Source organism: Pedococcus sp. NPDC057267, from assembly GCF_042668795.1.
GTDB lineage: Bacteria > Actinomycetota > Actinomycetes > Actinomycetales > Dermatophilaceae > Pedococcus.
Genome location: NZ_JBHUYG010000017.1, coordinates 12830 through 31889 on the forward strand (window position 1 = coordinate 12830; position 19060 = coordinate 31889).

A 19060-nucleotide genomic window follows, 5' to 3' on the forward strand; every position below is an offset into this window, starting at 1 on the left:
CCCACGCAGAGCGTGGGACCCAGCTCCTCCGTCGCTCGTGTCCTCAGGGAGCCGTCGCATGACCGAGACCATCGAGAACGTCCGCACCTCGCGCACCGACGGCAGCGAGCCGCTGCTGTCGGTCCGCGACCTGCGCGTCACGTTCCGCCGTTCCGGGGACGAGCCCTTCGTGGCAGTCGACGGTGTCAGCTTCGACGTCCGCCCCGGCCAGACCGTCGGCCTCGTCGGCGAGTCCGGCTGCGGCAAGTCGGTGACGTCGCTGGCGATCATGGGCCTGCTCCCCACCCGGGGGGTGACCGTCGAGGGCGAGGTGCTGTTCAACGGCGCCGACCTGCTCAAGGAGTCCCGCGACCAGATGCGCGACCGGCGTGGCCGCGACCTGGGCATGATCTTCCAGGACCCGCTGTCGTCGCTGAACCCCGTCGTCCCGATCGGGCTGCAGGTGACCGAAGTGCTCGAGCGGCACCGCGGCCTGTCCCGCAAGGCCGCCCGGCCCATCGCCCGCGAGATGCTCGACAAGGTCGGCATCCCGGACCCGGACCGCCGGCTCAGGGACTACCCGCACCAGCTCTCCGGCGGCATGCGCCAGCGTGCCCTCATCGCGATGGCCCTGGCCTGCGAGCCGCGGCTGCTCATCGCCGACGAGCCGACGACCGCCCTGGACGTGACCATCCAGGCGCAGATCCTGGCGCTGCTCAAGGAGCTCGTCGAGGACACCGGGACCGCGCTGATCATGATCACGCACGACCTCGGCGTCGTCGCCGGCCTCGTGGACCGCGTCAACGTCCTCTACGGCGGCAAGATCGTCGAGCGCGGCGACCGGCACCCGCTGTTCGCCGAGCCGCGGCACCCGTACACCACCGGGCTGCTCGGCTCGATCCCCCGGCTCGACGGCTCCCGCGGCGAGCGCCTGCACCCGATCCCCGGGTCGGTCGCCGACAACCTGCCGTGGACGTCGGCCTGCGCGTTCGCGCCCCGGTGCCCGAACACGGTCGACGAGTGCGTGCACCACATGCCCGAGCTCGTCGAGGAGGGCTCGCGGGCCCTGCGCTGCTTCAACCCCGTGCGCCCCGGCCAGGAGGAGACCCGATGACCGCCACCGCCGAGACCCGCTCGACGGGCAGCGCCGACGACCGCGAGGTCCTCGTCGACGTCAAGGGCGTGAAGGTCCACTTCCCCATCAAGAAGGGCGTCATCGTCGACCGCACCGTAGGCCACGTCTACGCCGTCGACGGGGTGGACCTGCAGATCCGCAAGGGCGAGACCTACGGCCTGGTCGGCGAGTCGGGCTGCGGCAAGTCCACCCTCGGCCGAGCCATCCTCAACCTCGAGCCGCCCACCGCGGGCAGCGTCGAGTTCGACGGGGTCGACATCGCCTCCCTCAAGGGCGAGGAGCTGCGGCGCAAGCGCCAGGACATCCAGATGGTCTTCCAGGACCCCATGGGCAGCCTCGACCCCCGCCAGTCGGTCGAGTCGCTGCTGCTCGAGGGGATGAAGGCGCACGGCCTGGCCAAGGACGAGAAGCAGGCCTCGGCCCGGCTGCGCGAGCTGCTCGAGGCCGTCGGCCTGCCCCCGGCCGCGCTGCGCAAGTACCCGCACGAGTTCTCCGGCGGCCAGCGCCAGCGCATCGGGATCGCCCGGGCGCTGTCGGTCAACCCCAAGGTGATCGTCGCGGACGAGCCGGTCTCGGCGCTCGACGTCTCGGTGCAGGCACAGGTCATCAACCTGCTCGAGGAGCTCCAGGACGAGTACGGCCTGACCTACCTGGTCATCGCCCACGACCTGGCCGTGGTCCGGCACATCAGCGACCGGATCGGCGTCATGTACCTCGGCTCCCTGGTCGAGGAGGGCGAGGCGGAGGACCTGTACGACCGCCCGCTCCACCCGTACACGCGGGCGCTCATGTCGGCGGTGCCCGTGCCGGACCCGCTCGTCGAGGACCGCCGCGAGCGCATCCTGCTGACCGGCGACCTCCCCTCGCCCGCCAACCCGCCGAACGGCTGCCGGTTCCACACCCGGTGCCCGTGGCGGCAGGAGACGAAGTGCGACACCGACCGGCCGCAGCTGCGCGTCGTCGAGGTCGCCGGCGTCCCCGGCAGCAACCGCGTGGCGTGCCACTGGGCGGAGCAGATCGCCTCGGGCGAGCTGCAGCAGCACGAGGTCAAGGCCGTGGCCACCGAGCAGCACGAGGAGGGCGGCGACGCCGACTTCATGGGCCCGGCCTCGGTGCAGGAAGCCCTCTGAGCGCCGAGACCACCACCCAGCGGTATGCCACGTGCGCGCCTGCGCACGCGGCATACCGCTGTCCGGTGGCTGGGCAGGTGAGGCTCGCCTTCCATGACAGGCGGCACGGTCCTTGCCAGAGTGTGACCATGCCCAGGTTGCTGAACGACGAGGAGATCGGTCGCCAGCTGCGCGACCTGCCCGGGTGGGGGCGCGACGGGAACGCGATCCGCGCCACCTACGAGGCGCCGGACTTCCCCACCGCGATCCGCCTCGTCGACGACGTGGCCCAGGACGCCGAGCAGATGGACCACCACCCCGACATCGACATCCGGTGGCGCAGGGTCCGGTTCACCTGTGCCACCCACTCCGAGGGCGGCCTCACCCAGCTCGACGTCGAGCTGGCGCACCGCATCCGCGAGGCAGCCGCCCGTCGGGGGGCGACGTCCGGTGAGTGAGGAGACCGAGGTGAGCAGGATCCCGCACACGGGCGAGGCCCACGCCCAGGGCATCGGGCAGCGGCTCAACTGGCTGCGGGCGGGGGTGCTCGGCGCCAACGACGGCATCGTGTCGACCGCCGGCATCGTCATCGGTGTCGCAGCCGCGACCACCGACCGCGGCGCGATCCTCACCGCGGGCGTCGCCGGCCTGGCCGCCGGTGCGATGAGCATGGCGGCCGGCGAGTACGTCTCGGTGAGCACCCAGCGCGACACCGAGAAGGCGCTGCTGGCCAAGGAGGAGCGCGAGCTGCGCGAGATGCCGGAGGAGGAGCTCGCGGAGCTCACCGAGATCTACCGGGCCAAGGGGCTCAGCCCCGAGCTCGCCCGCGAGGTCGCCGTGCAGCTCACCGAGCACGACGCCCTCGGGGCGCACGCCGAGGCCGAGCTGGGCATCGACCCCAACGAGCTGACCAACCCGTGGCACGCGGCCTGGGCCTCGATGCTGGCCTTCACCGTCGGCGCCCTGCTCCCCCTCGTCGCCATCCTCGTCGTCCCCGTGTCGGCGCGGGTGTGGGTCACGGCGGTCGCCGTGGCCATCGCCCTCGCAGTCACCGGCTGGGCCAGCGCACGGCTCGGCGGTGCCCGGGTGCGGCCGGCCGTGCTGCGCAACGTCGGCGGGGGCGTGCTGGCCATGGCCGTCACGTACGGCATCGGCGCACTGGTGGGCACCCAGCTCTGACCGGCTACCCGCGGACGTCGCGCCTGCGGAAGCCCCAGACGGCCACGGCGACGAGGACCACGAAGGTGGCCAGGGCCACCGCCAGCGCCGGGTAGGACATGCCGGTCCGCAGCGGGTCGTGCGCCGCGTACTGGTAGAAGGGCGAGTACCGCTGGAGGGGTTCGAGCCAGTCCACCATCGACCCCAGCCCGTTCACGAGGTACGCCACGACGACCAGTCCCGCCGCAGCGCCTCGGGCGAGCCCCGCGTGGCCGGTGCCCGCACCGACCGCGAGCGCGACGCCGCCGAAGACGAGGGCGAGGGCCGCGAGGTGCGCCATCGCCGCGACGACCCCCGAGACGGGCAGGTGCAGGTCGAACGCCGCCCCCTCCAGCACCAGGGCCACCCCCGTCACGACGACGAGCAGGACGGTGCCGATGACCAGGGCCAGCGCCTTGTCGAGCAGGACGCGCGTCCGGCTCACCGGGGCGCCCAGCAGCAGGTCGATGCTGTGCCGGTCCTCCTCGCCGGCGACCGCGGAAGAGCCCTGGCCGACCGCGTAGATGATGAGCAGCGCGGGAGCCATGAAGGACATGAGCTCGATCTGGATGTAGCCCGTCGGCGTCGACATGTCCGCCCCGGCGGTGGCGAAGAGGGAGCGGAACGCCTCGGGCATCTGGTCGAGGAAGTCGCTCATCGACGGCTGGTCGCGCAGGCTCGGCCAGATCGCGGCATACAGCAGGACGACGAGCACGATCGAGCTGACCCAGCCCACCAGCGCCCGCCGCTGGTCGAAGAGGGTCTTGCGCCAGACGTCAGCCAGCATCGTCACCACCCCCGGTGTAGTACCCGAGGAAGGCCTCCTCGAGCTCGGCCTCCGTGCAGGTCAGGTCGCGCAGCCGGTGGCGGCTCAGCGCCTTGACCACGCCGTCCAGCGACGCCTCGGGCGCCTTGCAGACGAGGTCGTGCCCCTGCACGGAGAGGTCGCGCACCCCCTCCACGGCCGCGAACTCCGCGGCGTCGACCGGTGTCGCGAGCGTGGCCCTGACGTGGTGGAGCGACCGGGCGCGGAGCGCCTCGAGGCCCTCGACGGCGACGAGCCGGCCCTGCCGGAGCACAGCCACCCGGTCCGCCACCCGCTGCACCTCGGCCAGCACGTGCGAGCTCAGCAGCACCGCGCCGCCTTCCTGCGCCTGCTCGCGCACGGACCGCTTGAACTCCTGCTGCGCCATCGGGTCCAGGCCGTTGGTCGGCTCGTCCAGGACGAGGAGGTCGACCGGCGCCATCATCGCCAGGACGAGGGCGAGCTTCTGCCGGTTGCCGCGGGACAGCTCCCCACCGCGGCGTGAGAGGTCGAGGTCGAAGCGCTCGGCGAGCTCGCGGGCGCGTCCGTGGTGGCGCAGCCCCCGCAGGGAGGCGAGGAACTCCACGTGCTGCTCCCCCGTGAGCCGGGGGTAGATGCCGCCCTCACCGGACAGGTAGCCGACGCGGCGGCGCACGGCCACCGAGTCGGCCCAGGCGTCGTGGCCGCACACCGTCGCGGACCCAGTAGTGGGACGCAGCAGGCCCATCAGCAGGCGCAGCGTGGTGGTCTTGCCCGCGCCGTTGGGACCCAGGTACCCGAACACCTCCCCCGGCTCGATCCGCAGGTCGAGGTCGCGCAGCGCCCAGAACGAGCCGAAGCGCTTCCCCAGCCCGGACGTCTGCACGACGGGTTCCTGGGCGCGCGTCGCGACCTCTGGTGCGGTGGCGGGCGTGCGGACGGTGGGCGGGCTCCCTGTGCTCATGGCGGCCTCCTCCACCACACCCGCCCCAGCGCGGCGGCGGCGGCACAGGGACGAAGGGCCCGGCGGCGGACCCGGCCGGCCGGAACCCGCCCGCCCGGCCGGAACCCGCCCGCCCGGCCGGAACCCGCCCGCCCGGCCGGTCGTTGGACGCGACTCAGGCCCTCTCCCCTACCAGGACCGGTGATCCCACCCAGCCATGTCCGGCTACTGGCTCGACATCGCCCTCGTCGCCCTGCTCGTCCTCCTCAACGCCGTCTTCGCCGGCAGCGAGATGGCCCTCGTCTCGCTCCGCGAGGGCCAGCTGCGCCAGCTGGAACGTGACGGCTCCGCCCGCTCCCAGCGGCTCGTGCGCCTGGCCCGCGACCCCAACCGGTTCCTCGCGACCATCCAGATCGGCATCACCCTGGCCGGCTTCCTCGCGTCCGCGACGGCCGCCGTGTCGCTGGCCGAGCCTCTCGTGCCGCACCTGGGCTTCCTCGGCTCCGCCGCCGAGGCACTGTCCGTGGCGGTCGTGACGCTGGTCCTGTCCTTCCTCACCCTCGTGCTCGGCGAGCTCGCCCCGAAGCGGCTGGCGATGCAGTGGGCGCTCCCGTGGGCCTCGACGGTCGCCCGGCCGCTGGACCTGCTGTCGACCGTGGCGCGGCCCGCCGTCGCCCTGCTCAGCGCCTCGACCAACGTCGTGGTCCGGCTGTTCGGCGGGCGTCCCGACGCCGAGAGCGAGGAGCTGTCGGCGGCCGAGCTGCGTGACCTCGTCACGAGCAACCCCCAGCTCGGCCACGACCAGCGCGAGATCATCAGCGGCGCCCTCGAGCTGCACGAACGCATCCTGCGCCAGGTGCTCGTACCCCGCGGTGCGGTCCTCGCGCTGCCCGCCGACACCCCCGTGGCCGAGGCGCGCGAGCAGATGGCACGCGCCGGGCACTCCCGCGTGCCGATCACCCGCGGCAACCACCTCGACCGCGTCCTGGGCATCGTGCACTGGGGCTCCGTGGTCCACGGCGACGCCGAGCCCGTCGGGTCACGCGTCCAGTCGGCCCTCATGCTCCCGGACACCGTCCGGGTGTCGGAGGCCCTGCGGCGGTTCAGGGAGGAGCGCCAGCAGATGGCCATCGTCGTCGACGAGCACGGCTCGGTCGACGGCATCGTCACCCTGGAGGACCTGCTCGAGGAGCTCGTCGGCGAGATCTGGGACGAGACCGACCGCGACGTGCTCGCCGCCCACCGGCACGACGACGGCTCGGTCACGTTGCCGGGGACCTTCCCGGTCCACGACCTCACCGACGTCGGGGTGGAGCTCGCGCTCACCCCCTCGACCGACTACGCCACCGTGGCGGGCCTGGTCCTCAAGGAGCTCGGCCGCGTGCCGGAGCGGCCCGGGGACGTCGTCGCCGTCGGCGACTGGACCATCGAGGTGACCCGCGTCGCCCACCACGCCGTCACGCAGGTCCGGGTGCGTCGTCCGGCGGCGGACCCGGTCTGAGCCGGAGCCCGCGTCACTCGCAGAGCTGGGTGCCCGCAGGCAGGAAGCGCGGGGGGACGGCCGAGATCGGGCGCGGGTCCAGGCGGAACGTCGCGCAGACCGTCTTGGTCAGCTCGTAGTTGTAGACGCCGACCACGACGGCCGACGCCGACAGGAGGATCAGGACCCCCACGGCCACGCTCTTGATCACGAGACGCAGTGTGCGGCCGTCAGCGGCCGGCCGGGCGCCGATCGGGCCGTCCTCGACCATTTGGATGAGGACGCTTGTCAGGGTTGTACCGGTTCGTCGTCCTTCCGGCTGTCGCGCGTGGCCCGCGCCCGGGGCCCGCGAGGCCCGCGCCCGGGGCCCGCGAGGCCCGCGCCCGGGGCCCGCGAGGCCCGCGCCTGGGGCCCGCGACGGGTCAGGCGCCGGAGGCCGAGCCCGCGACGACACCCGGCTGGCCGACGGCGATCCTCGCCATCGCCGCGAGCGAGGCCGTGCCGGGGGCGAGGTAGTCGTTGTGACCGTAGGCGCCGTCCACCGGGAGCGGCAGCGCGCCGAAGGCCGGTGCGGTGGGGTCCGCGCCGTGGCCGAGGTCGCCGAAGCGGGTGTACGGCACCAGCCCGATGGGGTCGCCCTCCGCGCGCCCCGCCCAGACCCGGGCCGTCGTGCCGAGGTCGGCCCGGTGCTCGACGTCCATCCCCGGCGAGCCGATCGCGACGATGTCGCTGACGCGGTGCAGGTCGGGGGCCGCGTGTCCGCACACGACCGAGCCGTAGCTGTGGCACACGAGGGTGACGCCCGCCGTGCGGGGCAGCGTGGCCACGAACCGGGCCAGCCGGGGCGCGCCCGCCACCGCGCGGTCCGAGCGGGCGGCGGCCACGCCGAGGTCCTGGGGCGGGTCGTAGTCGAGCCACACCACGACGGCCGACCCGTGGGCCGGGTCGTCCTGCTGCATCCGCGCCAGCAGCGCCCTGGCCTGGACCGCCGGGTGCCTGCGGGTGGCCGCGGTCTCGTCGGCGATGAGGGGGCCCGTCCACGACACCCCGGGGACGAGCACGGCGACGTGGCGGGCGGTCGCGAGGTCGCCGAAGACCTCCACGATGCGACCGGCGCCGAGGGAGTCCGAGGAGAGCACGCGCGCGACGACGGCACCGGGGGCGGTGCGGACGACCGCGTTGTCGGCGATCTCCTGCGCCGCTGCGGGGCTGACCCAGACGCCGCCGACGAGGGCAGCGGAGAGCAGCAGGGGGTAACGCTTCTTCACAGGTGGGGCGGCCTGGTCGGGTCTGCCGGCCGTGGCAGGGGGAATCGTGAGCCACCCAACCACAGGAGTCTGTGAGTTCTCTCGGCGTTGGGAGCGCGCACGGCAGCGGGCCCGGCCATGGTGACCGAGCCCGCTGCCGTTGAGGTGATCAGCCTCGGCCGCTCCCCTGGTTGCCGCCGAACCGGCCCTGGCTGCCCGGACGGTCGACCGCCTGGGCCGACGGAGACCCGTCCGCGTCGAGCAGCAATGGGTTGTCCACGGCCTTCGTGAAGTGGAACATCCCGTCGAGCGAGCCGGCGAGGTGGTCGTACGACCCGTCGATGCGCTGCCCGCTGAGCCAGTTGTCCTCGACGAAGCGCAGGATCGAGCTCTGGTCGGTGACGGCGTGGTCGACGTAGTTGCTCTTGGCGTACGGCGACATCACCAGCAGTGGCAGGCGCGGGCCGTAGCCGCACCGGTCCTGGAAGCCGTCCAGCATGCTCGTGGTACCTCCGGCCGGAGTGTGGGTGCACTGGGCCGGGCCGTTCAGGGCGTCGTCTGCGTACTTCGAGGCGTTGACGATCGGCGAGGGCTGGTGGTCGTACCAGCCGTCGCTGTCGTCGTAGGCCAGAACAACGGCCGTGGACTTCCATTCCGGCGACTTCTGCAGCCGGTTCATCACGTCGACGACGAAGTGCTGCTCGTCGACCGGATCGGAGTATGCCGCGTGGCCGTCCTGGTACCCAGGGGCCTTGAGGAAGCTGACCGCGGGCAGGGAGTGCGCCCCGAGCGCGTCGTACCAGTCGCTCATGTCGTACTGGTGGTTGGCCTGGCCGGCATGTCCGATCTCGGCGACCGACGCCGGCGGGAGGTGCTGCGGGTTGGCGGTGCTCGCGTAGTACTGGAACGGCTCGTGGTGCGCGATGTAGTCGCTGCTGGTCACCCCGGCCACGTTGGCGTGCTTGGCGGAGCAGTCGCGGAAGCCGCCCTCGAACCAGCCCCAGCTCACGTGCTGGCCGTTGAGCAGGTCACCGACGTTCTTGCCCTTCATCTCGACCGTGTCGTACTTCGCGTTGGAGCACTTGTCGAAGTACGGGTCGGGGTCGTTGATGACGGTGCCCACCCCGGTGCCCGGGTCGGCTGCTCGGACGCCGTACGTGTCGGTGGTCGTGACGTGGCCGTCGCCACCGTTGGCCGTGACGTGGTTCACCGCGTTGCCGGTCTGGCCCGAGATGAGGTTCAGCGCTCCGGGTGTGGACGGCCCGAAGGTCGTGTTGTACGAGTTGTCACTCATCGCGAATCGCTGCGCGTAGCCCCACAGCGCGCTCACGGTGTTGCCGTCGTAGTAGTCCATGACCAGGCCGGGCGACGTGTACATCCGCGAGTCGCACGCCTCCTTGTCGGTGTAGGGGATGAACTTGTCCATCGCCCCAGCGTCGTAGGCCTGCTGCTCGGCCTTGTAGCCGTGGTCCTGGTCGCAGGTGACCGCCTGGGACGGGCCGAGTCGTTGCGGGTTGGCCCCGTTGGGGTTGCTGGTCAGCAGTCCGTCCTGCTCGAGCCCGTTGACCCGGGGCGTCCCCGGACGGGCGTGGAACGCGGTGCCGTCGGTGTTGGCCGCGTGGGGGTAGGTGCCGAAGTAGTGGTCGAAGGAGACGTTCTCCCCGAAGATCACCACGAGGTGCTTGATCGGGGTCGCCGTGTTCGTGGCCGCACCGGCACCCGGGCTGGCCTGTGCCGGCATCATCCCGGTCGTGGCCGCGCTCACGGCGGCCGCGGCGACCACTGTTGCGGTCCAAGCAACTCCACGTCTCATCTGGGTTCCTCCCGTACGGCTTCCGGACGGAGTCTCCGACCGGCAGGCAGGAGGCTGGCACGGGGTGACGACGTCGTCGCGGCAAGAACGTGAACCGTCGGCGAACGCTCGACCACGCGACGGGGCGCAGGTCGCGCGACACCGGTCCAACCGTTCGCCGCCGAGGACCCCGCCCGGTTCGACGAGGCCGGCCGCATCCTCGGTGAGGTCGTCGCCGTGTCCCCCTGAGCCGCCCCACACGGCACCGCCCCTGACGGGTCCCGGTAGGAGGATCGCCGGAACCGGCCACGTCCTGCACGCAGGGTCCCTACCCTGTCCTCATTCGTGCGAGGGGGGCCCAGATGCCGATGTCCAGCGGGAGATACCCGACCGTGACCTGGTACGTCGGACCGTGGGCGCAGCGCGACCGCGGCCCGGCGCCCTCCGAGGTGACCGGGTCGGACCCGTCTGCCCTCACGTTCCCCAACCCGCGCGTCTCCCTCCCCGTGCTCGTCGTCGTCGGCGTTGCGCTCGTCGCCATGTTCGCGCTGCTGGTCGACGAGGGGCTCGGCGGAGTCCTGGCCTTCGGCTTCATGGCCCTCGTCGTCGGGCTCCTGGGCGCGGACCGCCTGCTGAGGAGCCGCCGCCCGGCCGTGGTCGTGGGGCCCGGAGGTGTGTGGTTCGGACCCGAGGGCAGCTCGACGTCCGCGAACGTCGTCGCCTGGGCCGACGTCAGCGAGCTCGTCCTCTTCACCGCCGTCCACGACGGACCCAAGGTCGACTCCGACAGCTCCGTCCGGTCCGGGACGGCCCTGGGCGCCCGACGGCTGGTGCCGCCGCCGCTGCCGCCGGACGCGCAGCAGGACTGGGAGCAGTTCATGCGGTTCGTGGGTCAGGCACCGCACACCGCGTCGGCGCTGCAGGCCAACCTGCAGCAGGCAGCGCTCCTGCCCCACCGCTTCGTCCGGACCTCGGCACTGCGGCGGCGCGAGGAGCTCGCGGCGGCTGTCCAGAAGTGGGCACCGCACGTCCGGGTGACCGTGGGCGACCGCGTCGACTTCCGCATCCGCCACCCGCTGCTCCCGGTGGCCCGCGACGCCATCGACGGCATCCGCGACTCGCTGCGGCGACCCGCCGACTGACGCGCAGGAAGGATCAGACCAGCGCAGCCACGGCCTCGAGTCACGACACCGTCTGCCCTGCTCCCCGCTCGCGCTCGGTCCCTCATGCGTTCGACGTATCCAGGGGTCGTCGGTTCACGCATGGACCCGCTGACGTGGACGCCATACCGTGGGCGGGATTCGGGCAAACGGCCCGAGTCGCTCGCAGCGCTCTCGCCGGCTGTGTGCCCTCGAGGGTGCCGTCATTCGGAGGGTCTCATGAAGATCAGATCACGGGCGACGTTGGTTGCTGCGATGGCAGTGGGCGCGATGGCGGCCGCTCCGCTCGCCTCGGCCTCCGCCGGGTACCAGTCCGCAGGGGCATCGCCCGGGCCGTCCAACGACGCCCGCTTCGCCACCGCTGGCAGCGTCACGCCGACCTACGGTGCGCGGACGATTCCGCACTGGTCGTTCACCTACACCGACCCGACCAACAGCCAGACCTACACGGCCACCATGGTGGGCTCCGACCCACGGCAGGGCGGATCGACGACGGTCAGGACCGAGATCATCCCGCTGGAGTTCACCTTCGTGGCCGCCGGCCAGGACATGTCCGCCGTGAGCCAGCTCTACGGGTACGACGCCAAGGCCCAGAACTGGGACGCCGACCCGACCACGGGCACCCCGAGCGACGTCGACAAGACGCTCGCCTCCCCGATCTTCCACAGCAACGCCTACGACCCGGACCTGGGCGGTGACACGGGCCAGTACGGCGACGTGTTCATGCGCGCGCAGTTCAACAAGATCGGCTCGTCGTACCACGTGAGGCTCAGCAACGACTCCGTGCTTCCGAAGCAGACCTTCGCCGTGCCCGCGAGCCAGGGTGTGGCGTACCAGCGCGTGTCCGGCGCGGTGGCCGGCATCGTCGACTACGGATGGTTCTCGACGAAGATCCAGCAGCTCATGGGCTCCCTGGGCATCGACGCCACCACAGTGCCGATCTTCCTGACCCACAACGTCCTGCTCTTCCAGGGCCACGACAACTACACAAACTGCTGCGTACTGGGCTACCACGGTGCGGCAAAGGCGGTGGGAAACGGCACGGGCCCGGCCAACGGCCAGGGCAACAACCCGGTGCAGACCTTCATGTACGCGGCGTACACGACTCCGAACACGTACACCGGGTTCTCGCCGACCACCTCGCCGCGGCGGGGCATCGCCGACATCCACGCCCTGTCCCACGAGGTCGCCGAGTGGCTGGACGACCCGTTCGTCAACAACGCGGTCCAACCGTGGCAGACACCGACGGCTCCGCAGTACGGCTGCACCCCCGTCCTCGAGACCGGTGACCCCGTCGTCGGCGTGTGGTTCCCGATGGCCGGCAACCCCGACCCGGCGGCGAACAACGTGTGGCACCCCGAGGACGAGGTGAACGCCAACTGGTTCACCCGTGACGGGACGACCCCACTCGGTCTGCAGTCCTGGGATGGGCGCTACACCTTCATGGGTCCCCGCACGACCGCGATCCCGGGGGGGTATGCCGGGTTCGGTCACGTCGCCACCGGTTGCTGACGGCAGCGACCGAGCAGCACCCGCAGGACGCGCAGCACAGGCCGGTGCCCAGGGACCTTCCTGGGCACCGGCCTGGTGCTCAGAGCCCCGCTCACCGACTGGCCTGGGGAATGCCCCGCCGCTAGACGTTGAAGCGGAACTGCGACCTCGGCTTCTGGGCCTGCTTGCTGAGCGCGTTTGTGCTGGTGAGGGGTCCAAAGCGCTTCAGTTGTCTGCCGCTGTCTGCCGCAGGGACTCATTCTCGTGTGCCCCAAATGTGCCCCAACCGGGGTGGGCAGAGAGAGCCACCGACCCGACAGCGGAGCAGTGGAGGCCGGCCCGCGGCCCGGTCAAGGTCGCCATGACTATGCAGGGTGATTGGGCGGTACACGGAGTGTGCACCTGGACCGGCTCCTAGCTGCGACCTTGACGGGGTCGTGGACGTCGGCCGCAGGCTGCGGAGTCGGGTCGGCGGCTCGGCGGTGAGAGTGCCTCGGACAGGTTCCGGGGCACTTTCGCGTGGGCGTGGGGTGCGGTGGGGTGCGCGAGGACGGCGCGCCAGCGCCGCCCGCAGCGCGGGGCCCCATCGCGGGGTCCCGCGCCGCCGCGGCGCAGCCGCGGCCTTGAACCAGTAAAGAAACTCCTCACCGAAGCACCGCAGGTCGGGCCCTGCTGTGCCGGGCGCGGACGACCAGAACGGGAAAGTCACGGCGCGTCCTGACGTCGTCGAGCTTGAGGATCATGAATTTCCGCTGGCTGGTTGGTGATCCGCGTGATCCGCGTGATGGTGCTGTCAGGACTCGGACAATGTCAGACGATAGGCAGCCGGAACGACCCGTGGTTAGCGCGTCGGGTGAGATCCCCGCCGCGGGCAATGAACCACGGTCTGACGTGAGGCGTCGAAGAAGCCACAGAACGGGCGTTCGACAGTGGCCACCGTTGAACTAACGAAGCCATTGAATCTCAAGGCTGACGGCCGCCCTGTGACTTCACCTTGTCCGACTGATTTCCAGCCAGCCATCACCTAAGCCCCGAGCCGACGTAAAGCAGACAAACGACAAATACGGCTAGGTAACCGCAGCCCTTCCAGAAAGAACCGTCGCCGAAGGACGCAGCGGCGAGGGGCGGCGCGCCGAATAGGAATCCAATGCCCAAGAACTTGATGCGCCAATTGTCCTCTGCCCGCAAGGCCTCTCCTCCTAGTTCATGCCGAGATGGTAGGTCGGCCGGAAGGGCTTACTTTGGGTAACAGTGTTCCAGAGGAATTGGCCCGGTTTCCACACTGGGCGACTGTGAGCGTAGTCAAGGCCGGTCGCGACAACCGATACCGGCCAGCTCAACACGCGTCCCGCCAATTTGACTCCGCGGCCGGCCAGACCACGGACCCAGGTCCCTGGACACTGTGGTGTCGTACACGTCCTCCAGAGCCACGATTTCGCCTGTAGTCAACGCTTGGCGCACAACGAGATCACGTTTCTCGTCGAACCCCGGTAGCCGGCGCTGGGTGCTTGGGCACGATCACCGGCTCGAACGTGCCATGCCGGTCTCGCGGGACGGCGACCGTGACGTCGCCGATTTCGGTGCGCACCGTCTTGGGGGTCGACCCGTTGCGAGAGTTGCCTCGGTTGCGCCCGACCGGGTCGTGCTTGTCGTACCCCAGGTGCGAGCTCAGCTCGGCTTCCAAGGCGGACTGAAGCAACTGCCTGCTCAGCGCCGTCAACAGACCGTCGGTGCCGGTCAGCGCAATCCCACGCACCGTCGCTGACGCGACCAGTTCCTCAGCTAGAACGCTCATCTCCGGCCCTTCAGGGCCCGAGGCAACCAGCTCACCTCTCGACCGCGGCCGCGGGGTCAGTCCGCCCTCGTTGACGTCATCCTCGTGCTCGGGCATGGCGTGATCTTCCTTCCGCCCCCACCCGCAAACAGGGACCTCACGCCGAGCCACTTACACAAGTTCCTGACAGACCCAAACGAGAACCACGAATCCGCCAACCGGAGAACGCGGACATAGCAGAACGACGCATCGACACGGCAGAACTGCCCCTTCAACCCGATGCGTCGCAACCCTGTTCGAGACGCCCACCCGAACTTTCCACCCGCTCGAGTCGTGCCACTCCCCGAATGCTGCGTCCCTTAGCAACTCTTCACCTCCGGCGCCTCTCAACCCAGCCCCCGTTAGCAGCATTCGGATTGGACTGCGACGTGCGTCCCCACAGAGGAGGACCAACTCCCCGGTAGACCCGCAGTCGAAACCGCTCCGGGTAAAGGTCTGGTCAAGGATCGACGGTTGGGGTGACGAAAAGTGGACTGGGCCCGATTCGGGGGGGACGGTGAGTGGTGTCGCTCCAGAAGGGGTGACCGGGTCGCCAAAGATCCGAATCGTGTTGCGTCACAATGCTTTACGGTTGCCACGGTTAGTACGGTTGTTGCGACTGGTGCTGGTTGTTGGTGGTTGGTTGTGGCGTGTTCCGGCCCACCCGCAGAGCCTGCCTGAATAGGGCTTGGTGGGGGCGGCCAACCGTTCAACCCAGTGCCGGTGCGGCTGCCGACCTCGCACCGCCCGGCTTCCTCCAACACGCAGAGTGGGGCCGCCTTGGACTGGGTGTGCCGTGTGGCGAGGTCAGCACGGTGGCCGCACGGCACACCCTCACAAGGGAGGGGGTGGCCGCCATGTCGCTTCAGACAGTGAACGCGTTGTGGGCTGCGCTGCCCCGCCCCAGGTTCGACGACCAGAACGTGCTGCACCTGCCCGGGTACGAGGCTCACGAGTCGAAGGCGATCGTGGCTCGGTTGGTGTCGGACGACCTCGACGCCTGGTCGGTCGCAGCGTCCCGGGTGGGGTACTGCTCGAACCCGGTCCACCTGGTCGGGTCCTCGACCACGATCGACACCACCACCGGTGAAGTCGTCTCGTCGTACTCCTCGGCCGAGGAGCCGTTGGGGTCGACGGTGGTGCGTTGCGGCAACCGGCGCGAATCCGTCTGCCCGCCCTGCTCCCGGCTGTACGCGGCGGACATGTTCCAGCTGATCCGGGCCGGGGTTCGGGGCGGCAAGACCGTCCCCGAGCAGGTGGCGGACAACCCGCTGGTGTTCGCCACCCTCACCGCCCCGTCCATGGGGCAGGTGCACGGCACCCGCGACAACGGCCGCCGCTGCCGGCCGCACGCCACCGGGCAACCCCGTTGCGCCCACGGGCGGTCGACGACGTGCATGGCCGTCCACGCCGACGGCGACGAAGCGTTGGGGAAGCCGGTGTGCGCCGACTGCTACGACTACGCCTCCCATGTGGTGTGGCAGTGGTGGGCGCCGGAGCTGTGGCGCCGGTTCACCATCACCCTGCGCCGCATCCTCGCCCAGCATCTCGGAGTTCCGGCCACGCGCCAGCACGAGGTGGTGACGGTGCAGTACGCCAAGGTGGCCGAGTACCAACGCCGCGGCCTGGTCCACTTCCACGCCCTGATCCGCCTGGACGGCCCGCGAGAGGCTGAGGGTGGGTTCGCCCCCGCACCACGGCAGATCACCGCGACCATCCTGGCCCGCCTCGTCCGGGACGCCGTGGCCGCGGTCCGCTTCACTGCGCCACCCGTCCACGACCACGACGACGTGCCCCGGGTGCTCGGGTTCGGGAGCCAGGTCGACGCACGCCCCGTCACCACCGCACGGCGGACGGACGACCCTGGGGCGGCGTTGTCGCCGGAGCAGGTGGCCGGGTACCTGGCCAAGTACGCCACCAAGGCCGCCGCCGACACCACCGACCACACCAACCCCCACCTGCGCCGCATCCAACGCACCGCCGACCAGCTGGGACGGCGGGTTGAGGACGACTGGGTCGCCACCGGCCGCCAAGGACCCCTCACCGACCGGCCGTACGGACTGCTCGGCAAGTGGGCGCACGAGCTGGGGTTCCGCGGCCACTTCGCCACCAAGTCCCGCCGCTACTCCATCACCCTCGGCCAACTCCGGCGAGCCCGCCGACGCGCCCAACAGCTCGTCGCCGACGCCAACCGCCGCGGCGAGACCATCGACCTGGCCGCGATGGAAGCCCAGCTGCTGGCTGTAGACGACGACCACACCACCACCCTGGTCATCGGATCGTGGACCTACACCCACACCGGCTGGGACACCCCCGGCGACGCAGCCCTCGCCAAAGCCGCCGCCGCAGCCGCCCGCGAACACGACCAGGAGCGAGCAGCCCAGCGAAAGGCAGAGACCACCAAGGAGAAGTGAGATGAGAAGCAAGGAGAGCCGCGAGGAGCCACCTCGACTCGAACCATCGCCCGTGATGCGGATCGAGCGCCTGTGGACCATCCAGGACGTTTCAGCGTTCCTCTGCGTCCCCGTGGCCACGATCTATCAGTGGCGCGTGCGTGGAGAGGGTCCACCTGCGTTCAAGCTGGGCCGCCATGTCCGCTTCGACCCGGAACGGGTCAAGGCATGGCTGGCGGAGTCGGCGGCCTGAGATGGCCAGTATCGACAAGCGGGACCGTGGCGGCACCGTGACCTGGCTGGCCCGGTGGCGCGATGACACGGGGCGACAGCGGAAACGGTCGTTCGGTCGAAAGATCGACGCGCAACGGTTCGTCACCCAGCTCGAGGCGGACTTATTGCGGGGCCAGTACGTCGACCCCTTCGACACCACGACGGTGCTGGAGTATGCGCGACGCTGGGCCGGCGGACGCATCCATCGGCCGACCACGGCTCGCCGGGTCCAGAGCATGATCGACACGCACATTGCCGGCACCAGCCTCGGGGCCAGGCGACTTGCGGCCGTCACGCCCTCCGAGGTTCAGGCATGGGCGTCGGACCGCGCACAGATTTTGGCCCCGACGACGCTGAGGAACCTCGTGAGCCTGCTGCGGTCGGTCTACGCCTCGGCCGTGCTGGATCGACTGGTCTCCTCGTCGCCGGTGGTCCGGCTGTCATTGCCACCCACGCATCGGGAGCGAGTCGTCCCCTTGTCAGTGGAACAGGTCCTCGCCCTGGCGGAGGCCATGCCGCGCCGGAACCGCAGCATGGTCCTGACTCAGGCCGGACTGGGGCTCCGGATCGGCGAGTTGTTGAGCCTGCGCGTGCAGGACGTGGACTTCATGCGCAGGTCGGTGCGCATCGAGTGGCAGCTCGCCCCCGGCCAGAAGGTCCGCAGCGCACCAAAGACCCGGCGCTCGACCAGGACCGTGCCGCTCCCCCGTGTCGTGGCAGAGGCGCTTTCGGTGCACCTCGAGGAGTTCGCGCCAGGAGCTGACGGCACGCTGTTCACGACCCGGTTCGGCACGCCCTACCGGCATGACTACTACGGGACGCGGATCTTCTCCGTGGCGGTCGCCAAGGCCGGCCTACCCACCTCCACGACCACCCACGACCTGCGCCACCACTACGCCTCTGTTCTGCTCGCGCAGGGTGAGTCCGTCATCGCCGTGGCCGAGCGGCTGGGACACCACAATGCCGCATTGGTGCTGTCGACGTACGGCCACCTGATGCCGGATTCGGAGGACCGGACGCGACGAGCGGTCGACACTGCCTGGGCGGCGTGTGCCCCACTGGCGCCCCACGCGGAGGTCGCAGGTCGCTGACCTGCGGTGATGACCGTGTTTCAGACGTTGAATCGGAACTCCACGACGTCGCCGTCGGCCATGACGTAGTCCTTGCCCTCCATGCGGACCTTCCCGGCAGCCTTCGCCGCCGCCATCGACCCGGCCTCGACGAGGTCGTCGTAGGACACGATCTCGGCCTTGATGAAGCCGCGCTGGAAGTCGGTGTGGATGACGCCGGCGGCCTGCGGGGCGGTCCAGCCCTGCTTGATCGTCCAGGCGCGCGACTCCTTGGGGCCGGCGGTCAGGTAGGTCTGCAGGCCGAGCGTGTGGAACCCGGTGCGGGCCAGCTGGTCCAGCCCCGACTCGGTCGCGCCGAACGACTCCAGCAGCTCCATCGCCTCGTCGGGCTCCATGTCCATGAGGTCCATCTCGAGCTTGGCGTTGAGGAACACCGCGTCCGCCGGCGCGACCAGCTCGCGCAGCGACGCCTGCAGGTCGGCGTCGCCGAGCTGCTCCTCGTCGAGGTTGAACACGTAGATGAACGGCTTGGTGGTGAGCAGCCCCAGCTGCTTGGCCTCGGCGAGGTCGACCCCCGCAGCGGCACCCGCGGCATACAGGGTGTGGCCCTCCTCGAGCACCTTCTGGGCGGCCACGGCGTTGTCGAGGAGCGGCTTGCTCTCCTTCTTGATCCGCGCCTCCTTCTCCAGGCGCGGCACGGCCTTCTCGAGGGTCTGCAGGTCGGCGAGGATCAGCTCGGTGTGGATGGTCTCGATGTCGGAGGCGGGCGAGACCTTGCCGTCGACGTGGACGACGTCGCCGTCCTCGAACGCGCGCACGACCTGGCAGATCGCGTCGGCCTCACGGATGTTGGCGAGGAACTTGTTGCCCAGCCCCTCCCCCTCGGACGCCCCGCGCACGATTCCGGCGATGTCGACGAAGGACACCGTCGCCGGCAGGATCTTCTCCGACCCGAAAATCTCGGCGAGCTTGCCCAGACGCGCGTCCGGCAGCGGGACGACCCCGACGTTCGGCTCGATCGTCGCGAACGGATAGTTCGCCGCGAGCACGTTGTTCTTGGTCAGGGCGTTGAACATCGTGGACTTGCCGACGTTGGGCAGACCGACGATTCCGATAGTGAGGGCCACGGGGTCAGGAGTCTACCGGCGCCTCCCGAGCCTCCCGACCACGGCGAGGAGCCGGTGTGCCGGTCGG

General features: G+C 70.6%; 17 protein-coding genes. 10 read left to right on the top strand and 7 right to left on the bottom strand.

Annotated features, from left to right (window positions below):
• The first annotated feature begins 58 nt into the window (after positions 1-58).
• The 4 genes from ACFUC1_RS05960 (at position 59) to ACFUC1_RS05975 (ending at position 3402) form a co-directional block, all read left to right on the top strand.
• Positions 59-1093 carry an ABC transporter ATP-binding protein gene (locus ACFUC1_RS05960; protein ID WP_379117623.1) on the top strand — a complete coding sequence of 345 codons (1035 nt, stop codon included), beginning with the start codon at positions 59-61 and terminating at the stop codon, positions 1091-1093.
• Positions 1090-2244, top strand: coding sequence for an ABC transporter ATP-binding protein (locus ACFUC1_RS05965; protein ID WP_379117625.1), 1155 nt, complete (start codon positions 1090-1092; stop codon positions 2242-2244). Before ACFUC1_RS05960 ends, ACFUC1_RS05965 begins: the two co-directional genes overlap by 4 nt.
• A 128-nt stretch (positions 2245-2372) precedes the next feature.
• Complete coding sequence (locus ACFUC1_RS05970) at positions 2373-2681, top strand: 4a-hydroxytetrahydrobiopterin dehydratase (RefSeq protein ID WP_379117626.1); 309 nt, start codon at positions 2373-2375, stop codon at positions 2679-2681.
• 10 nt (positions 2682-2691) lie between these two features.
• The gene (locus ACFUC1_RS05975) at positions 2692-3402 is read left to right on the top strand and encodes a VIT family protein (protein WP_379117628.1); all 711 of its coding nucleotides are present in this window, start codon (positions 2692-2694) and stop codon (positions 3400-3402) included.
• Positions 3403-3406: 4 nt separating this feature from the next.
• Here the strand turns inward: ACFUC1_RS05975 and ACFUC1_RS05980 are convergent, their stop codons facing one another.
• Positions 3407-4207, bottom strand: a complete 801-nt coding sequence (locus ACFUC1_RS05980; protein ID WP_379117693.1) for an ABC transporter permease subunit — start codon at positions 4205-4207, stop codon at positions 3407-3409.
• Positions 4197-5168 carry an ABC transporter ATP-binding protein gene (locus tag ACFUC1_RS05985; RefSeq protein WP_379117630.1) on the bottom strand — a complete coding sequence of 324 codons (972 nt, stop codon included), beginning with the start codon at positions 5166-5168 and terminating at the stop codon, positions 4197-4199. The genes ACFUC1_RS05980 and ACFUC1_RS05985 overlap by 11 nt, the downstream gene beginning before the upstream one ends.
• 196 nt (positions 5169-5364) lie before the next feature.
• On the opposite strand from ACFUC1_RS05985, the gene ACFUC1_RS05990 reads away from it, so the two are divergent.
• Positions 5365-6648: a hemolysin family protein gene (locus tag ACFUC1_RS05990; RefSeq protein WP_379117633.1), complete on the top strand. Its 1284-nt coding sequence runs from the start codon at positions 5365-5367 to the stop codon at positions 6646-6648.
• A 13-nt stretch (positions 6649-6661) separates the two neighbouring features.
• Here ACFUC1_RS05990 and ACFUC1_RS05995 read toward each other — a convergent pair whose 3' ends face one another.
• From ACFUC1_RS05995 to ACFUC1_RS06005, 3 genes are all read right to left on the bottom strand, one after another.
• Entirely contained in the window at positions 6662-6838 is a 177-nt protein-coding gene (locus tag ACFUC1_RS05995; protein WP_379117635.1) for a hypothetical protein, read from the bottom strand.
• Positions 6839-7049: 211 nt separating this feature from the next.
• Positions 7050-7895 (bottom strand): alpha/beta hydrolase, encoded by an 846-nt coding sequence (locus ACFUC1_RS06000; RefSeq protein WP_379117637.1) that lies wholly within the window; start codon positions 7893-7895, stop codon positions 7050-7052.
• A gap of 148 nt (positions 7896-8043) precedes the next feature.
• Positions 8044-9687, bottom strand: a complete 1644-nt coding sequence (locus ACFUC1_RS06005) for a phospholipase C (protein WP_379117639.1) — start codon at positions 9685-9687, stop codon at positions 8044-8046.
• Positions 9688-10028: 341 nt separating this feature from the next.
• Between ACFUC1_RS06005 and ACFUC1_RS06010 the strand changes: the two genes are divergently transcribed.
• Together ACFUC1_RS06010 and ACFUC1_RS06015 are read left to right on the top strand one after the other, a co-directional pair.
• Entirely contained in the window at positions 10029-10808 is a 780-nt protein-coding gene (locus ACFUC1_RS06010) for a hypothetical protein (RefSeq protein WP_379117641.1), read from the top strand.
• 237 nt (positions 10809-11045) lie between these two features.
• Positions 11046-12338 (top strand): hypothetical protein, encoded by a 1293-nt coding sequence (locus tag ACFUC1_RS06015; protein WP_379117643.1) that lies wholly within the window; start codon positions 11046-11048, stop codon positions 12336-12338.
• Positions 12339-13785: 1447 nt separating this feature from the next.
• Here the strand turns inward: ACFUC1_RS06015 and ACFUC1_RS06020 are convergent.
• Complete coding sequence (locus ACFUC1_RS06020) at positions 13786-14208, bottom strand: transposase (RefSeq protein ID WP_379117645.1); 423 nt, start codon at positions 14206-14208, stop codon at positions 13786-13788.
• A gap of 779 nt (positions 14209-14987) precedes the next feature.
• Here ACFUC1_RS06020 and ACFUC1_RS06025 point away from each other — a divergent pair.
• The 3 genes from ACFUC1_RS06025 to ACFUC1_RS06035 are packed head-to-tail and all read left to right on the top strand — an operon-like array spanning position 14988 to position 17887.
• On the top strand, positions 14988-16544 hold the full coding sequence (locus tag ACFUC1_RS06025) for a replication initiator (protein ID WP_379117646.1): 1557 nt from the start codon (positions 14988-14990) through the stop codon (positions 16542-16544).
• A 1-nt stretch (position 16545) separates the two neighbouring features.
• A complete protein-coding gene (locus tag ACFUC1_RS06030) occupies positions 16546-16776 on the top strand; it encodes a helix-turn-helix transcriptional regulator (protein ID WP_379117648.1) in 231 nt (76 codons plus the stop codon).
• Positions 16721-17887, top strand: coding sequence for a tyrosine-type recombinase/integrase (locus tag ACFUC1_RS06035; RefSeq protein ID WP_379117650.1), 1167 nt, complete (start codon positions 16721-16723; stop codon positions 17885-17887). Before ACFUC1_RS06030 ends, ACFUC1_RS06035 begins: the two co-directional genes overlap by 56 nt.
• Positions 17888-17907: 20 nt before the next feature.
• Here ACFUC1_RS06035 and ychF read toward each other — a convergent pair whose 3' ends face one another.
• Positions 17908-18993 carry a redox-regulated ATPase YchF gene (gene ychF, locus ACFUC1_RS06040; RefSeq protein WP_379117652.1) on the bottom strand — a complete coding sequence of 362 codons (1086 nt, stop codon included), beginning with the start codon at positions 18991-18993 and terminating at the stop codon, positions 17908-17910.
• Positions 18994-19060: the final 67 nt, after the last annotated feature.

Excerpts from the sequence above, each read along its gene's own strand:
- ACFUC1_RS05960 (WP_379117623.1), top strand. The coding sequence starts at position 59 with ATGACCGAGACCATCGAGAACGTCCGCACCTCGCGCACCGACGGCAGC.
- ACFUC1_RS05965 (WP_379117625.1), top strand. The coding sequence starts at position 1,090 with ATGACCGCCACCGCCGAGACCCGCTCGACGGGCAGCGCCGACGACCGC.
- ACFUC1_RS05970 (WP_379117626.1), top strand. The coding sequence starts at position 2,373 with ATGCCCAGGTTGCTGAACGACGAGGAGATCGGTCGCCAGCTGCGCGAC.
- ACFUC1_RS05980 (WP_379117693.1), bottom strand. The coding sequence starts at position 4,207 with ATGCTGGCTGACGTCTGGCGCAAGACCCTCTTCGACCAGCGGCGGGCG.
- ACFUC1_RS05985 (WP_379117630.1), bottom strand. The coding sequence starts at position 5,168 with ATGAGCACAGGGAGCCCGCCCACCGTCCGCACGCCCGCCACCGCACCA.
- ACFUC1_RS05990 (WP_379117633.1), top strand. The coding sequence starts at position 5,365 with ATGTCCGGCTACTGGCTCGACATCGCCCTCGTCGCCCTGCTCGTCCTC.
- ACFUC1_RS06005 (WP_379117639.1), bottom strand. The coding sequence starts at position 9,687 with ATGAGACGTGGAGTTGCTTGGACCGCAACAGTGGTCGCCGCGGCCGCC.
- ACFUC1_RS06010 (WP_379117641.1), top strand. The coding sequence starts at position 10,029 with ATGCCGATGTCCAGCGGGAGATACCCGACCGTGACCTGGTACGTCGGA.
- ACFUC1_RS06015 (WP_379117643.1), top strand. The coding sequence starts at position 11,046 with ATGAAGATCAGATCACGGGCGACGTTGGTTGCTGCGATGGCAGTGGGC.
- ACFUC1_RS06020 (WP_379117645.1), bottom strand. The coding sequence starts at position 14,208 with ATGCCCGAGCACGAGGATGACGTCAACGAGGGCGGACTGACCCCGCGG.
- ACFUC1_RS06025 (WP_379117646.1), top strand. The coding sequence starts at position 14,988 with ATGTCGCTTCAGACAGTGAACGCGTTGTGGGCTGCGCTGCCCCGCCCC.
- ACFUC1_RS06030 (WP_379117648.1), top strand. The coding sequence starts at position 16,546 with ATGAGAAGCAAGGAGAGCCGCGAGGAGCCACCTCGACTCGAACCATCG.
- ACFUC1_RS06035 (WP_379117650.1), top strand. The coding sequence starts at position 16,721 with ATGTCCGCTTCGACCCGGAACGGGTCAAGGCATGGCTGGCGGAGTCGG.